The sequence below is a fragment of the Enterococcus lactis genome (genome assembly GCF_015751045.1).
In the GTDB taxonomy this organism is placed as follows: Bacteria; Bacillota; Bacilli; order Lactobacillales; family Enterococcaceae; genus Enterococcus_B; species Enterococcus_B lactis.
Genome location: NZ_BNJW01000002.1, coordinates 175,909 through 192,786 on the forward strand (window position 1 = coordinate 175,909; position 16,878 = coordinate 192,786).

Here is a 16,878-nt window from a genome sequence, read left to right on the forward strand (position 1 = left end):
ACGAACCATGACACTAAAAATCTTTTTAGAAGTAGTTGAAATACGAACAAAGGTGGCTAGTGTATTTCCTTTTGCGGTAGGGGTATTATTCTCTATCGCTTTTTTTCACGAGATACATTGGCTAAACACTTTTTTATTTTTTATTGGGATGCTAGTTTTTGATTTAGCGACTACCGCGATCAATAATTACATGGATTATGAAAAAGCTCATTCTGAAGTATATAAGTATGAAGAAAACGTCATTGGTCGCAGAAATCTATCCCCTGTATTGATCCGAAACATGATTTTAGCGATGATCGCATTTGTTTTTGTTATTGGCATTATTTTAACGATAAATACGGGTTGGCTTTTGCTTTTGATGGGATTTATCTGTTGTTTTATCGGAGTATTCTATACATTCGGTCCCATTCCCTTGTCTCGAATGCCTTTAGGGGAAATCTTCAGCGGGGTGACTATGGGACTTGGGATTTTTGCCATGGTCGTTTATGTCAATACATTCGGTTCGGATGTCTATGATCTGACGATCAACTTTTCATCCGGGCAATTTGCTTTGGTAGGAAACCTTTGGGCTATAGCAGCAATTGTCTTAGCCTCTTTACCCCTGGTGTTTACGATTGCCAATATCATGTTAGCTAATAATTTGCGAGATCTTGACCGCGATATTGAAAATCATCGCTATACACTGGTTTTTTATATCGGACGCCCAGCAGGAACAGTCTTATTCCAGCTATTGATGTATGCTTGCTATTTTGTGATTTTGATGGGATTGTTGAGTGGTATCTATGAATGGCCGATCTTAGTCACCTTCTTGACTTTTCCAATTGTGAAGAAGCATTTAGATCAATTCAAGCAAACATTACCCCAACCTATCAGTTTCAGCTATTCCATCAAAAATATGGTCTTATTCAATGCTAGCTATGTATTGGGTTTATTACTAACGATCGTTGTACAAGCCATTTAACGACTTGAAGAGGTTGTGACAGAAGTAGTCAGCTTCAAGAAATAAGAAGGAGTTTACGAAAATTGCTTCTCAAATTTTTGTGAAATTTTGGCTTATTTCCGAAGAAGCTACTTCTGGAACACCGTTTATTCGGAAATAAGGGCTGTGACAAGACTTTTGTCACAGCCCCTTATTTTTTTGATTCATATCAGCGAACTTGATGAGGACTTTTTTGAACTGATGAATTTCTCATAGACTCAGCATTTTTACGCGCTTGTTCTACTATATTTCCTAAGTTTGGATTTTGTTTATTAATCTCTCCTTTTCTACGCACAGCTGGCAATAAATTGTTCAACGCTTGAGACATTTCTTGTTCATTGCGAAGGTGTAACTTGACATTTGCAGTATCAGCAAGATCTTTGATCGTACTGATAACAGATGATACTTCGTTAGGGTAAAATTTTTTATAACTGTTTTTTAAAGCTTTTACAGCAAATCCTTCTTTATAGTTCAACCGTTTAAATGTTTTACTGCTTTTTATATAACTTGGTTTATCCTTGATTTCTTTTCTTTTTCCATATATTTGTTGCTCAAGATCATGCATTTGATGACAAATTTTTCCATAATCAATCAAATTGTTCTGATAATCTTTAATTAGCTTTACAGATTGATTATAAATCGACATTCCATTTTTATATTCGTTAGATTGAAAAGCTTTTTTAAATTCGTTTCTATACTCAGGATTTTCTAGAGCTACCCCTTCCTTCTGTATTTCTTTTTGTCCCTTAATCAGTTCTTTGTATATTGATTGCCAGTCTTCACAAACAAAGTTTGGTACGTCTTCATCAATATCAGCTAATCGGACTAATTCGATCACACTTCCTAATGTACGATCTTCCTCCACGACCTCTTGGATCAGATAACTAAAAATGGCCATCAGCAAAGCCGTCTCTGCTTTTTCCCAGAATCCATCTCCACCTTTTTTATCCGGATCAGTTGTATTCTTGATCAAGTTGTTAATGATCTTTAAGATATCATCTTCATTTCTGAGATATTTGAAAGGATTATAGTAGTCGGTTGCTTTCCGGTTGATCAAATCAAAAATCTTGATCTTATACCCCGCTTCTTCAAACATTTTTCCTGTCTCCATCAACAACAATCCTTTGGAGTCACTGACAACATAGGAAGAATGCATCTGCATCAGATTAGGTTTTACAAAGAACCGCGTTTTACCACTTCCGGCTCCTCCTACCACGACGATATTTTTATTACGGTTGAAGTTGTCTCTTTTTGTGATCTTCATTCGACCAGATAAAGACAGACTTTCTGTTTTCGTCAATAAGATATTGAAGTCTTTCTTTTTATCGATAAATGGTCTGATATCTCCAGGCTTCCCCCATCGCGCGCTTCCATATTCTTCGTTTGGTCTGGTATTTTTACTATCAAATGTCTTATATAAAACGAGCAATATATAAGCAATCCCAAACACAAAGCCTGACAGTAATGACATTTGTGCGAATTCGATATGGATGGCGAATTCCGCTATTTCTGCAAAGCTCTGATTGATTGCTTCCATGATCCTATCTGCTAGCTCCAATGAAGCAAATCCTTCACTTAAGAACAGAAAGACGATCCGATTTCCAAAATAAAAAAGTATGCTAAAGACCAATAGATGGAGGCTAAAAATTATAAAGCGTGAATTTTTCACATGACTCTCCTTTTCATTTTTTCTTCTGTTTCATTTAATGGACTATCTGCTCCTTTTTTGGAGTTGGTTGACTGTTGCTTCTGGTACGTGCTGGGCTGTTTCTATTGCTATCATCTTTTCCGTTTTGATTACCTGCCCTAACAACTGCATCTTGTTTTAAATCTTGAAATTGACGTGACCCTGTTACTGGTGAAACTTGAGAAGACACATTTCGATTATTTTCTGTCAATTTTTGATTTATAGGAATTACTTTGTTAGGTTCTTTTACTTGTTGGTTATCTTTTGAGTATGCAAACAAGTTGGAGTCTATGGATCCAAGAGAACTTTGAGAACTTTGAGAACTTATTGAGCTTCTTTTGGCACCTAAAGCATCCTGAGAAACTACTAGGCTTGTTCGAGAAATATCTGACGAGATGCCTTGTTCTTTTGCTTCTTTCATTTTTGAATCTTTAGTTACTTCTTGTACCTCTTTCACTTTCTCTTCTTTTTGATTCGAGAGGTCAAATGTACGAAGTGCTTTTTCTAATTTTTGATCAAAGTTTTTCTCTTCTCTTTTATTCAAATGATTTTCTACTTTTTTCAATCCAAATTTGTCGATCAGTTGCGCCCCGATACCCACAGAAGTCCCCATCAACGCTACAGTTCCAAGGGTAAATATACCGGCCCCAACTAGTCCTGGTGCGATGATTGGCATGAGGAATACAGAAGCTACTGCAATCAACGTACTTCCGCCTACTATGATCGCTAGTGTCTTCCAATTGTTCTTCAAGAAATCTTTCGTTTTGGCTTTCCAATCTTTTTTCGTGGAAGGTTCTAGACTTGGTTCTGCCGTTTTTTCTCCTTTAAGCGTTTCTTTGCCTTTTTCATTTGTCGTTATATCTGTTTTCTTTGCTTCTTTTTCTGTTTCTTTGACTGCTTCTTTTGTTACTTCTTTTGTTACTTCTGGCTGCTCTTTTTCTTTTGTCAGTCCTTTATTTAGTTCTTCTTTATCTTTCTGAGCTTCGCGTCGATTGGCTATTTTTTTCCTCGCATAATTGATCAATTTAGGGACATAATAACTGGCACAAAAGAAAGAAAAAGCAGTAATCGCAACTGGTGCCGCATAGAGACTAACCGTCAGAGCTGGTAAAATCATCACTGCCCAACTCACAAATAAAGGGTATGCCGCCAAAGGCCATAGATGCAACGCTCGGCGGAGCCAACGCATTTTTTTAGAATGTGGGAATAGTTCTTTTTTTAAATCTTTGATATCCATGCTTTTGATCTTTTCGATATCTGTTTTGATCTTGTCAGTATCTGCTTTGATATTTTCAACAGTAGCGGATTGCCCCTTTGGCAGTTGGATCATTTCGGGCTTCCACGTTTTAGGATCATCTAACTGGGGCTTCAGTTTTGCGAGTTCGGCTTCATTTTCTTGGATCTTCTTATCTATCGCATTTAATTCTGGTAAATGTTTTGCTTTTTTAGGAATGATACCAAGTATTTCTCTTTGTTTTTCAATCGTCACTTGGAGCAGTTCTTGTCTAGCTTTTAAGTTTTCGCCGATTGCTGTATGTAAAGCATCTTTAGTTGATTTATCCGGCTCCTCTTTCTTGTCTCTTTCAGGTGTATCTTGCGTCTTTTTACCACTATCTGGTACGTCTGTCCGAGACTCTCCAGGATCGCTAGCAGCTCTTGGACGAGGTCCATTTTCCCGTTTTTGGCTAGGTTGCTCTTGAATGATAACGTTCGGCTCAATAGGATGAGGTGCTTTCTCTGACTTTTGTGTTTCTTGTCTCTGCCATAATGGATCACGTGGCATAGGTGGTGGCACTGGAATACTCGGCTGCACCTTTTCACTATCAGCTTGATGCAAAGGTACACTTTCTTTGACTATTTGGCTAGGCTGCTCTTTGGGGATATCTTCCTTTTTTGACAGATTTTTGGAGAATTCTACTTGTGCAATAGGAACAGTTCGTGAAGTTGCAACATCAATGGTTTTGATTTGTGATTCAATTACTGTTTTTTCTTTTTCTAGTTTTTCGAGCTGTACAATTACCACATCGTTATTCATTTCCCAACTTTTTCGCCGTTCTTCTTTAGGTGTTGGGGGTAGCATAGGTTTAAGTTCTTTAATTTTCTGTTCTATTACCTCTAAATTTTGAGATAAATGGTTTTTTAGTTTCCTCGATTCCTCTCTTAGTATGTTTACTCTTTTTTCAGCTGCTAGGATAGAATCATTTATGTTGCCGATCAGACGATTGTTTTCTGCCACATTTATTCGAGACAAAATCAGCTTCTCATTTTGATAGGTTTCAGTGTTAAACGTTTGATCGGATGTATAAACAACCGTGCCTTTTTCTTGCTTGATCTTCTCTTGATGGCCAGTGACTTTTTCAAGCTTCTCCTCGAATGTTTTTCTTTCCTGCTCCAACTCAACGAATGGCTTTTCATTTATCTTATTGATGATGCTTTGAAGTTTCTTTTCCTCTGAAAGATAACCATATAACTTTTTTTCTTCCGTTAGAGTTTCGATCTTTTTGTTAATTGCCATTGAAAGGGATTCGTTCAACCCATTGATATCAATATCGATCTTAGTGGCCTTACTTCGTTGTTCTTTGTCGACAATAGACAGGTCTTTTGTAAATCTTTCGTCTTTTAGGTCATATTCCAGAAGTTCAAATAACTTTTGATTGATTGGTGTAAGCATCTTTTTTACTTCCTCTCAGATTTTTACTCTATATACTGTTGTGGTTAACGACAAATTGCTTGTTCTTGGGTAAAATCGGTTCGTTTTTTAACTTATTTGTCTTGTCTGCATCCTTGGAAGCATCTGATATCCGATTGGCAATAGTCCCATATTGTCTATTGCTTTCCCTTGATGATGTAGATGAAATATTTGAAAGATTACTCTCTCTTTTGTTGGCTTTGCATTCTTTGTAACACTTGTATCCTGCGACTGGTAATAAAACAAGGGTTCTTGCCACGTAATACAATGCTTTGATCATTGAGGCCAATATTCTGAACGTAAAGGATAAAATACAAAATAAACCGATTAACTCTTTCATTTTCGTTCTTCCAGTGTTTTTGTTTTTATCTTAACGCTGAAAATTGTCTATACCACACCTACTTTTTCCGAAATAATAATTTATTGGCAACTCTTTTCTCAAGTAGAATGAAGAAACGTTTCCAAATTATGCCAGAAAGCATCCGTCGGTACTTTAGAAATTTTCAGAATGGCAGAAGATATACGATTCAAATTCAAATTCACATCGGTCAATACTAGGTCATATTGGTTGATCAGTGTATAGTCTAAAGAAAAAACATCTTTTTCATAAATATCGACTTTCTTAAAAGAAGGGTACTTATTCAAAATCAAGTTCTTATATAAAATAGGAAGTCCCATTTCTTGTGAACTTAATAACAAAATAGACCGTTCTTTTAGTTTTGGCTCCACTCGATGCAATAATTCATTCGAAGAGACAATCAGCTCCAACAGTAATTCTTTTAACAAAAGTTCATTTTTCCGTACAGAGGATAAGTTAGAGATGATCAATGCACTTTGATAAGCTTCCCATATCTGGACTTTTTTCTTCAGGATTTTCTTATAAAAGATATCTGCATAGCTGACTTTGAAAAAAGTCAATTCTTTATAAAAGGTAATAAAACTGGTGAAATGCAAAACCTTTTCAGTTGTGACCGTTTCATTGATATTGGAAAGATAATAGAAATGTTTAAGAAACAGTTCTACTCTTCTGAGCATATACTCATCTGTTTCAGCTGGATTGGTAAAAAGCAGACTGAGATATGGGCTCAAAATATTTTCTATATTTTCTCTACTGATCACAAATTTATAATTTTGATTGATAAGCGTGCAGAAGACGGTATCGCTCTTGATCGTTTCCATAATTGAGTCAACGACAGCTGGCCGATCTGCCAGTTCCTCTTTGGGAATCAGATGGTCGTTCCCGATTCGAATGATCGAAGTAAAAATATAATAGACTGTATAAATGATTTTAGAAGAGCTAGCATCCCGTCCTTGCTTGATCAAACAACGTTTCAACATTTTATAAATCATTTCAAAATAAGGAAGATCTTTTTCTTTACAGATTTCTTTGAACATACTTGAGAAAAATTTACGAATATATATTTCATCACCGATGATTTGTAGTCTGGTGGTTAAGATGATTTGTATATCTAATCTTTCTTTTGAAAAGTACGTATTTATTTTGGTAATGATTCTCCTGACACTTGTCTTACTCAAAAAATAATTTAGCTGAAATCTCAGTTAAAGACGGTTCTGAAATCAGAATGTATTTTAAGACTTCTATATAGATAGAATTATTTAGGATCTTGATAAAAATATCATCTAAATTGAGGTTACTGGGTATTTTCAACGTTACTTCTTTATACTGATTGACCTCGATGTACGCAGGAAAACAAGAAGAATTAAAATTATCAATATCTGCAATAATTGTTTTATCCGTCACTTTTAGCTCTTCCGCAAGGTCGTTGATCTCAGCCATATCCATGCTTAACAAGCAGATCAGCATGATTTGTCTCTCTAGTTGTTTTTCCAAAAATCCTACCATTTTTTACTTCCCCTTTTCTCGTTTGCTATTAAATCTATCCTACAGTTATTTACGCTAGAATTTAGTATTATTTTTTTTCTATTTTGGAAAACCTGTTTCTTAAAAACTGTTTTTGTATGTTATAATTATTATTTTTGGATAAACAGTATAAATAACTATATCTAAGGGAGTATGTATCAAAAAAATAAAAGAAAACGATCTTTTATTTTCGGAAACAAAAAATCGAATGAAGAGCAACTCCCTTGAAATATCATTTTCAACCCTCGAAGATATAAATAAAAAAACAATTTTATATAAAATAATTAAAAGTATAGTTGGTTTAGTTTTCATTCAGTAGTTATATTTGCTATTTTAAATAACAATAATCTAAAGAACATAAGCATGATATTTCTATCTAAGCTTTTTATTTATGTTTTATTTTTTTACTGTAAATATAGAGAGTACAATAATGATTTATAAATACATAATTAAAAATAACAAAAATAAAAAACATCTAACTATTCATTCTATGGTTATTTAGTTATTTTAATTAACAAAAATATGAGGTTAAAGCATTCTGTTTTTGCTGTTTATTCTGCCTGTTGCTTAAAATTGTTGAACAAACATACAAATGAATCAATTTTCTCTACAACGTGGGATAATGGTTAAGAACGACCGAAAAGAAAGGAAGTGAAGGAGCGTTTTATCTATTATTTCTTAAAAAACGCAGATGGAAATATGACAGAAGATATAACTATGCTTGAAAAATTATCAGAAAGACAGTTAAGATTAGCCATGCTTTTGAGTATGGATTCATTTTATTTAGAAGACTTAGAGAAGAAAATTGCTGTAACAAAAAAAACACTCTTATCTGATATTGCCGCATTTAATTTTGTTCATTCTCCGGCATCTATTCATATCGACGAGCAACAGAAAGTTTCTTTGAGATTACCTTGTGAATATAATTTAGAAAGCATCACGAGTACTATCTTAAAACATTCAAGCCATATACAAGTGTTGAAAATCATTTTGATGCAAGAACCTTGTATTGCTAAACTAGCAGATCAGTTATTTCTAAGTACAGCAAGTATTCGCAGAATCATTATGTTTCTGAATGAATCCTTTCAAAAGCGAGGATTTCTTTTTAGAATCCACACTACTCCATATGTACATATTCAAGGTGAGGAGAGACAAATACGTTTTTTTTACTGCAGTTTATTTGAGGAGATCTATACACCGGATCAACTTCCTCATTCCCAAATATTGTCTGCAGCTATCAAACGATACATGAAACTTTATCCTCCATTAAACAAACTATCTGGCCACAAACAGCTGTTTTTGATTTCTATTATCCGGATCGGAAAGAAACATAAATTATCCGATCAGTTGAAAAGCCAACCTCTCGAAATGGATATTGATTTATTTTTTGAGCGAACGAAAAATAACATTACATTTTGCTCCGTTATGGAGAAAAATTATCATTTCTATTTAACTAAAGAAACAGCTAGTGAACTTTTGCGTCCAATCAGCCATTTTGCTTCTGTAAAGGCGCCAGCTCATGAAATCAAAAAATTAAGAAACTTGTCACAAAATTTCTATCGTTCTTTATCTACTGATACGATGTTATCTGATCAGCAATTAAATTACTTGTATCATTTGATTTCTTTCAAGAAGAAGTTTTTACCTTTTCTAACCAATTCCTTTAAACAATTCTTTGTGATCGTCTTGAAATCGGAACCACTCATTCTTTCTTTTTATGAACAAGCATTGGTGGAAGAAAATTATTCGTTTATTCTAACCAATCGTCTATTATATGAAGAATTGCTGGAAGAACTGGTTTTGCTGTCTCCAGCTCTTATTGATCGAATCATTCCAAAAAAAAAGACATATACAGTCATGATCCTTTCTTCTCAAGAACCGAAAGTTCGTTTCTTATATAAGGAATTGTTAACTAAAAAATTTCCTGAGATAAAAGAAATAAAAGAATATCAGGATAGCTTTTTTGATTTGAACTATCGGTTGATCAATCAATATGATTTGGTTTTGACTGACTTTCCTTTAGATAGGAACCAGCTGAATACGAAGATGATCAAAATATCCAACTTCCCTACTTATTCGTTTTGGGAAAATATCGAAGCAATCTTACATAAATAGTTAAAAAACAAAAAACCAGAAAATCAGTATACTGATTTTCTGGTTTTACATTGGTTTATTCAATAAAAAGCTGCTGGAACTGCTAGTATTAAATTATCGCATCGTTACGAATTCTTCCGCCCCTGTTGGATGGATGGCTACTGTATTATCAAAGTCTTCTTTTGTTGCGCCCATCTTGATAGCCACAGCAAAACCTTGTAGCATTTCATCGACACCTACACCAATAGCATGCAAGCCGACAATTTTTTCTTCTTTTCCGACGCAAATCAATTTCATTTCGCATTTTTGGCGATAATCACTCAAAGCAAAGTACATTGGAGTAAAGCGTGAGCGATAAACTTTCAATTCATTTTCGCCGTATTTTTCCAATGCTTCTTCTTCTGTCAATCCAATCGTTGCAATTGGTGGATGCGTAAAGACAACTGTCGGAACAAGATTATAGTCCAGATAAGAATCTTTCTTCCCATTAAACAAACGTTCCGACAAACGTCGGCCAGCTGCGATTGCAACAGGAGTCAAGTCTAATTTACCGATTACATCACCAACCGCAAAAATATGTTCATCCGTTGTGTTTTGGTATTTATCTACTTTAATAAATCCTTTTTCGTCCAATTCGACATTTGTATTTTCCAGACCTAAATTTTCAGTATTCGGTACACGCCCGCCTGCAAAAAGGACACAATCGCCAGTTAAGGTTTCGCCATTTTCAAATAACACCGTGTATTCGTCATTGTTTTTAGTGATTTCTTTAGCAATATGATGTGCGTAAGTCTTGATCCCAGCTTCTTGGTACATTTGGATCAGATTGTCCGAAAGCATGTTATCAAACGTTCTAAGTGGACGTTCTTTTCGGTATGCCCACATGACTTCACTACCTAAACCACGAAATACACCTGAAAGTTCAGCTGCGATGTATCCAGCTCCTAAAACGATTGCTCTCTTAGGTAATTCCCTTAATTCAAAAAATCCATTTGAATCAATGGCGTACTCGCCACCAGGAATGCTCATCTTGCTTGCACGGCCTCCAGTCGCAATCAAGATTTTAGGCGCATGATAAGTTTCACCGTTTACTTCGATCGTTTGACTATCGATAAAAGTAGCGTATCCTTTTATAGCCTCGACATGATTGCTATCTAATCCTCTTTGGTAAGCACCGTGTAGAAAATCAATATATTTTTCTCTTCTTTCTACTAGACCAACGAAATCGACACTTTTTAAATCTGCTTGGATGCCGTAACTTGGAGCATCACGTTCAATTGTTTCCAAAATCGTACTTGCTTGCCACATGACTTTTTTAGGTACACAACCGACATTGACACAGGTTCCGCCTAATTCATTTGCTTCAATCAGCAAAACTTTTGCGCCATGCATCCCTGCTCTGTTTGCTGAAGCAATACCGCCAGAGCCGCCACCAATTACGATGTAATCATATATTTGCATTTTGTTCCTCCTTATTGAAGAGATCAATCAAAACCTTTATTTAACGATCCTTTTTCTACAGAAAACAAGTGTAACACTTTTCTTGGATTTTGTATGCGAAGATGCTTGAAACAGGACTGTATCAGCTTTTTCTTTATTTACGTTTCCGGATCATATCTCCAGGTTTCACTGGTTGTGCGACTGGCATGGTCAAAACCATCATTGGATTTGGTGCTCGGTCAATGGATTCCCCTTCTTCATTATGCATGATTTCGACTGTTTGACTGAAATGACTGAACTCTGGACCATACAATTCGATTTCATCCCCTACAGAGAATAAGTTTCTCTGACGTATCGTAGCAATCTGTGTTGCCTCATCATAAGATAATACTTCACCGACAAATTTATATACTGGGATTTTACGACGTTCACCAAATAATTGCTCGTTTTCAGTTGGTGTATTGTAATAAAAGCCTGTAGCTAACTCTCGTTGTGCCACTTTCCATAACTCGTCGATCCATTCTTGTTTGCAGACATAGTTTTCAGGATCTTTCATATAGCTGTCTACAGCTGCTTTATAGACGTTTGACACTGTAGATACATAATGGATCGATTTCATTCTTCCTTCGATCTTGAAGCTGTCTACGCCGTTTTCAATCAATTCTGGAATATGCTCGATCATGGACATATCAACTGCACTCATCGAGAATTCTTCTTCAATTTCTCCTGTATCAGTCAAACTATTTCGTTCTTGACCAAAAGGCATATCGAACAATCCATATTTCCAGCGACAAGATTGAGAGCATCCGCCACGATTCGCATCCCGCATTGACATATGGTTGGACAATGTGCAGCGACCAGAATAAGAGATACACATGGCTCCATGAATAAATGCTTCGATTTCGATATCCGTATTTTTACGGATCTCTGCCACTTCCTCCATTGAAACTTCACGAGCTAAAACGACACGTTCCAACCCTTCCTCTTTCCAGAATTCCAATGTCTCAAAATTGGTTGCTGAAGCTTGAGTGGATAAATGGATCGGCAGACCTGGAGCTTCTGTCGCGCAAATTTCGATCAAAGCTGGATCAGAAACGATCACTGCAGAAATACCGACATCGCGCAGACTGCGGAAAAATTCCCCAGCGCCTTCTTCATTTCCTTCATGGGTGACCATATTAGCAGCCACGTACACTTTTGCATCGTGTTCTTTTGCAAAAGCAACCCCTTCAGCCATTTCTTCATAAGTAAAATTGCCTGCACGGCTTCTTAAACCATACGCATTTCCGCCAATATATACTGCATCTGCTCCATAATGGATCGCTGTTTTTAACTTTTCCAGTGTTCCTGCTGGCGCTAAGACTTCTGGACGTTTCAATTTTCTTTTTACTGTCATTTCATTCATCATACTCCTTATTTGATAGCAGAAGGATCAATATAAAAGAATCCTGTATCTAATTCACGGTTTTCAGGATGTAATTTGTTGATTTCGCTCGTCAATTTTTCTGCTTTTGCTTGATCCCAGCTACCTTCTAAAATTTGTTTTTTTGCTTCGGCGAATAGTTGAGTGATATTCACGAAATTTTCGCCTGGAGTAAATAACCCGTCCAATTTCCATGTACGGTAATGATGCTGATAAAGTTCATTCAATTCATTCGAGAGATTTAGATCATTACTGGCAAAAATATGTGTGCCATGACTATCTTCATAAATAGAATAATGTGTCTCTTCTTTTTTAGGTTCCGAGATAAAAAGACCTCTTTCACGATCTTTTTGTTCGTCTTGCTTCGTATAGTTATAGTAATTCTGTAGCAGTGGACGTTTGGATTGATGGATGCATGTAGCACCATACACAAGGATTTCTACAGGGATGTCGAGTTTTTCTTCCATCGCCTTCATCTCTTCAAAAGGAACTTCACGAGCAAGTATTGCGCCAACTGCGCCTTTTTTCGCCCAAAAATTGATTTGACGTGCACTCGTTACTAATGTTTCAGCATCATAAATATACGGTATACGCAATTCAGGATTTTTTTTCATCGTATAAATGATACCTGTATCACCAACTGTGATCACATCTACGTTTATTTCTTTTAAAAAAGCCAAATATTCAGGTACATTTTTCATTTTTTCAGGATGAATGATCCCATTTACAGCAATATTTGCTTTTTTACCATGCTTGTGTGCTAATTCTACTAATTGTCGCTGTTCTTCTCGTGTAAATGAAGCAGGCAGACGCAATCCAAATTGCTCTTCACCGAAATATAGTGTGTCTGCACCTGCAGCAAGCAACTGTTCTGCTTGTTTGATAGTCTCTACTGTGGTTATGAGTTCGATCATAATTTCCTCCTCCTACAACTTCATAATAGTAGCATAGCTCTAAAAACTTTCCAATACTTCTTCTATTTAAAGTCGGATTTTTGAAAATTATTTCACAAAAAGTCAAAATAAAGTTCGATATATTCTGTCCAAATATAAAAAGAGATTGTGACAAAAAACTTGTCACAACCTCTTAATCAAGTCTTACTATTATAAAAATTCAGCTACATAGACCAAGTACCTATAGGGAACCTACTGTTTCCTTTTTAGGTCCGCGAACATTCAATGTGATCTTTCCTTTTGAAGCACCTACTGTTACGTGGTCACCTAAACGAATCTCTCCGCCAAGCAACGCCTCGCTCAATCGATCTTCAATTTCTTTTTGAAGTGCGCGACGGATTGGACGTGCACCATATTCAGGATCAAATCCGGCTTTCCCGATCACATCGATTGCGGATGGGGTGATTTTCACTTGAATATCTTGTTCTTTCAATCGTTTGATAATCGCTTTACTCATGATTTGGACGATTGTATGGATTTCATCTTTACTCAATGAGTGGAAGACGACAGTCTCATCAATTCGATTCAAGAATTCAGGTCGGAAAGCTTTCTTTAACTCTTCTAAGATACGTTTTTGCATGGCTTTATGATCTTTCGTGACATCTTGGACATTAAATCCGACATTTTTTTCTTCTCGGATTTGTGTCGCTCCGATATTTGAAGTCATAATCATGATCGTATTTCTAAAGTCCACTTTTCTACCTTTAGAATCTGTTAAATGACCATCATCCAATACTTGCAGAAGTAAATTGAAAACATCTGGATGTGCTTTCTCCACTTCGTCTAAGAGAATCACTGAATATGGTTTTTGACGAATTTTTTCTGTCAACTGTCCACCTTCATCATACCCTACGTATCCTGGAGGAGATCCGATTAATCGGCTTGTACTGTATTTTTCCATAAATTCTGACATATCAACACGGATCAGGGCATCTTCGCTTCCAAACATGACTTCTGAAAGTGCTTTGGCCAATTCTGTTTTTCCGACACCAGTTGGTCCAAGGAACATAAATGACCCAATTGGACGGTCAGGATCTTTCAAGCCGCTTCGTGCACGACGGATGGCGCGTGAAACTGCTTTGACAGCCTCATCTTGACCAACCACACGTTCATGCAGGAGACCTTCCAATTCTAACAAACGTTCACTTTCTTTTTTCTCCAACTGCTGTAGAGGGACACCAGTCCACTCCGATACAACTGTAGCAACATCTTCTTCTGTTACACGATCAGCATATCCTTGTTCCTGTTTTGCTTCGATTGCAGAAACTTTTTGTAGCTTTTTACGTAGTGCTTTTTCTTGTCTACGTAATTGTGCAGCATTTTCAAAGTCTTGTTTTTGGATTGCTGCTTCTTTTTCTTGTACTAATTCATCAATTTCTAATTTGATTACAGTTGATTTTGTTAAGTGATCGGTTTGATCCAAACGGACTTTCGCTGCTGATTCATCAATCAAATCAATAGCTTTATCAGGTAGTTGACGAGAAGTGATATAACGAACAGAAAGATTCACTGCTGCCCGCACAGCTTCATCTGTAATCTCTACCCCGTGGTGCTCTTCATATCTTGAACGTAATCCTTGAAGAATCTCTTCCGCTTCTTCAGGAGTTGGTTCATCTACTTGAATTCGTGCAAAACGTCGCTCTAATGCAGAATCTTTTTCGATATATTTTTGATATTCATCTAGGGACGTTGCTCCGATCGTTTGTAATTCTCCTCGAGCTAACGCCGGCTTCAAGATATTCGAAGCATCAATTGCTCCTTCTGCTCCACCTGCACCAATCAAGGTATGCAATTCATCAATGAATAAGATTACTTGACCATCATTATAGATTTCGTCGATGACTTTTTTCATTCGATCTTCAAATTCACCGCGATATTTCGTACCAGCAACCAAAGATCCCATATCAAGCATCATCAGGCGCTTTTCTTGCATGTCTTCTGGTACTTCTCCTAAAATGATTTTTTGTGCTAGTCCTTCAGCAATGGCTGTTTTACCTACACCAGGTTCGCCCACCAGTACAGGGTTGTTCTTTGTCCGTCGGCTAAGAATCTGAATAAGCCGTTTCACTTCTCTAGAACGACCAACAACTGGGTCCAACTTGTTTTCTTTTGCTAATTTCGTCAAATCACGTGCTAATGAATCCAGTGTAGGTGTTCCTTGCGGTGTTTGCCGTTTATCTTGTATATTTCTACGACGATTCATTCCCTTTCCACCCGAATCACCAGCTAGTCCCATTTTTTGTTTCAGAACTTGTCGGGCTTTTGAAAGGCTGATACCTAAGTTGATCATGATTCGAGTAGCCATGATACTTTCATCTTTTAATAAGCTCATCAAAATATGTTCTGTTCCAACTTTTTGAGAACCCGTTTTCTTTACTTCGCTGCTAGCTAAAGCAAAAACTTGTTTCATTCTTGGAGAATATGGAAGAAAGACTCCTTTAGGGTAAGAACGGATACCGCCATAACCAATCAGATGTTCAATTTCTTCATAAATTTCTGTCTCATTCAAATCCATTTCACGTAATACTTTTCCAGCAATTCCATTTTGTTCAACTACTAACGCTAGTAAAACATGCTCTGAACTAACTGATTGATGTTTTAATCGTTTTGCTTCTTCTTGTGCAATTTCTAATACCGCTTGGGCTCTTTCAGTAAAAAGTTCTTCCATCTAATCTCACTTCCCATCTTCATAACTTAAACGTTCCAGAAATGCTCGGAGAATCCGAGCACGTGTATGATCTTCAAATTCATTGAAATTCAATGTGTTTTTTGCAATTGCACTTAACATCAAGTTTCCTTCTTTTTTTGTAATTATTTGGTCTTCATAAAGTTTTTGAATAATAGCAAAAGCATTTTTCTCACTGATTGTATCATCAAACAACTGATTTATCTGCTCAAGTAACTGTTTTTTATCTGAAATTCTTACTTTCGCAATTCGTATATAACCGCCACCCCCGCGTTTGCTCTCTACTAAATAACCGCGTTGGATGGTAAAACGGGTATTAATCACATAGTTGATTTGTGAAGGAACACAGTTAAAGAGGTCTGCCATTTCAATCCTTCGAATCTCGATCATTTCACTATTTTCCAGAATTTTCTTTATATATGATTCAATTAAATCCGAGGTATTCTGATGTGCCATCTTATTCATTCCCTTTGACTAATATTGACCTTAATTATAACGAATTTGGTAATAGAAAGAAAGAAGAACGCTTTTTGTTAAATAAATCCTTTAGAATCAACAAAAAAAATACGGAATATACTATTCCGTATCGACGCGCCCAAGAGGAGTCGAACCCCTAACCTTTTGATCCGTAGTCAAACACTCTATCCAGTTGAGCTATGGGCGCATATTCAATTTAAAAAAATTATAAATCATTTGAAAACAAAAAGCAAGATAAAAAAAATCGGGAAGACAGGATTCGAACCTGCGACCCCTTGGTCCCAAACCAAGTGCTCTACCAAGCTGAGCTACTTCCCGTTTAAAAAATAAAAAAGACTACGCGCCCAAGAGGAGTCGAACCCCTAACCTTTTGATCCGTAGTCAAACACTCTATCCAGTTGAGCTATGGGCGCATATTTAAAATGCCGAGGACCGGAATCGAACCGGTACGGTGATCACTCACCGCAGGATTTTAAGTCCTGTGCGTCTGCCAGTTCCGCCACCCCGGCGCGATTGCTTTGGCAAAGCGGAAAACGGGGTTCGAACCCGCGACCCCCACCTTGGCAAG

Annotated in this window: 9 protein-coding genes, 4 tRNA genes and 2 pseudogenes; 2 read left to right on the forward strand and 13 right to left on the reverse strand. The window is 36.6% G+C overall.

Going from position 1 to position 16,878, the window contains the following annotated elements; translation table 11 throughout:
* The first annotated feature begins 7 nt into the window (after positions 1-7).
* Complete coding sequence (menA, locus tag KFO35_RS01855; protein ID WP_002315803.1) at positions 8-961, forward strand: 1,4-dihydroxy-2-naphthoate polyprenyltransferase; 954 nt, start codon at positions 8-10, stop codon at positions 959-961.
* Between the two features lie 622 nt (positions 962-1,583).
* On the opposite strand, the pseudogene KFO35_RS14095 reads toward menA, so the two are convergent.
* From KFO35_RS14095 to KFO35_RS01875, 4 genes and pseudogenes are all read right to left on the reverse strand, one after another.
* Positions 1,584-2,648 (reverse strand): annotated as a pseudogene (locus KFO35_RS14095) (type IV secretory system conjugative DNA transfer family protein); the annotation flags it as partial.
* Positions 2,649-2,682: 34 nt separating this feature from the next.
* On the reverse strand, positions 2,683-5,337 hold the full coding sequence (locus KFO35_RS01865) for a V-type ATP synthase subunit I domain-containing protein (protein WP_002315801.1): 2,655 nt from the start codon (positions 5,335-5,337) through the stop codon (positions 2,683-2,685).
* 28 nt (positions 5,338-5,365) lie between these two features.
* Positions 5,366-5,695: a hypothetical protein gene (locus KFO35_RS01870; protein WP_025477334.1), complete on the reverse strand. Its 330-nt coding sequence runs from the start codon at positions 5,693-5,695 to the stop codon at positions 5,366-5,368.
* Between the two features lie 98 nt (positions 5,696-5,793).
* Positions 5,794-7,219 (reverse strand): annotated as a pseudogene (locus tag KFO35_RS01875) (AcpB/EbpR/MafR family transcriptional regulator).
* A gap of 717 nt (positions 7,220-7,936) precedes the next feature.
* Here KFO35_RS01875 and KFO35_RS01880 point away from each other — a divergent pair.
* On the forward strand, positions 7,937-9,352 hold the full coding sequence (locus tag KFO35_RS01880) for an AcpB/EbpR/MafR family transcriptional regulator (protein ID WP_156272064.1): 1,416 nt from the start codon (positions 7,937-7,939) through the stop codon (positions 9,350-9,352).
* Between the two features lie 93 nt (positions 9,353-9,445).
* Here KFO35_RS01880 and gor read toward each other — a convergent pair whose 3' ends face one another.
* The 9 genes from gor to KFO35_RS01925 form a co-directional block, all read right to left on the reverse strand.
* The gene (gene gor / locus KFO35_RS01885; protein ID WP_156272052.1) at positions 9,446-10,792 is read right to left on the reverse strand and encodes a glutathione-disulfide reductase; all 1,347 of its coding nucleotides are present in this window, start codon (positions 10,790-10,792) and stop codon (positions 9,446-9,448) included.
* 133 nt (positions 10,793-10,925) lie between these two features.
* Positions 10,926-12,179: a peptidase U32 family protein gene (locus KFO35_RS01890; RefSeq protein WP_002315796.1), complete on the reverse strand. Its 1,254-nt coding sequence runs from the start codon at positions 12,177-12,179 to the stop codon at positions 10,926-10,928.
* Positions 12,180-12,184: 5 nt separating this feature from the next.
* Positions 12,185-13,108, reverse strand: coding sequence for a peptidase U32 family protein (locus KFO35_RS01895; protein WP_002315795.1), 924 nt, complete (start codon positions 13,106-13,108; stop codon positions 12,185-12,187).
* Positions 13,109-13,328: 220 nt separating this feature from the next.
* Positions 13,329-15,815, reverse strand: a complete 2,487-nt coding sequence (locus tag KFO35_RS01900) for an ATP-dependent Clp protease ATP-binding subunit (protein ID WP_002315794.1) — start codon at positions 15,813-15,815, stop codon at positions 13,329-13,331.
* Positions 15,816-15,821: 6 nt separating this feature from the next.
* Entirely contained in the window at positions 15,822-16,289 is a 468-nt protein-coding gene (locus KFO35_RS01905) for a CtsR family transcriptional regulator (RefSeq protein ID WP_002310600.1), read from the reverse strand.
* Positions 16,290-16,423: 134 nt separating this feature from the next.
* Positions 16,424-16,497, reverse strand: a tRNA-Arg gene (locus KFO35_RS01910).
* 57 nt (positions 16,498-16,554) lie between these two features.
* Positions 16,555-16,628, reverse strand: a tRNA-Pro gene (locus KFO35_RS01915).
* A 21-nt stretch (positions 16,629-16,649) separates the two neighbouring features.
* Positions 16,650-16,723 (reverse strand) — tRNA-Arg (locus KFO35_RS01920).
* A gap of 10 nt (positions 16,724-16,733) precedes the next feature.
* A tRNA-Leu gene (locus tag KFO35_RS01925) sits at positions 16,734-16,819 on the reverse strand.
* Positions 16,820-16,878 lie beyond the last annotated feature (59 nt).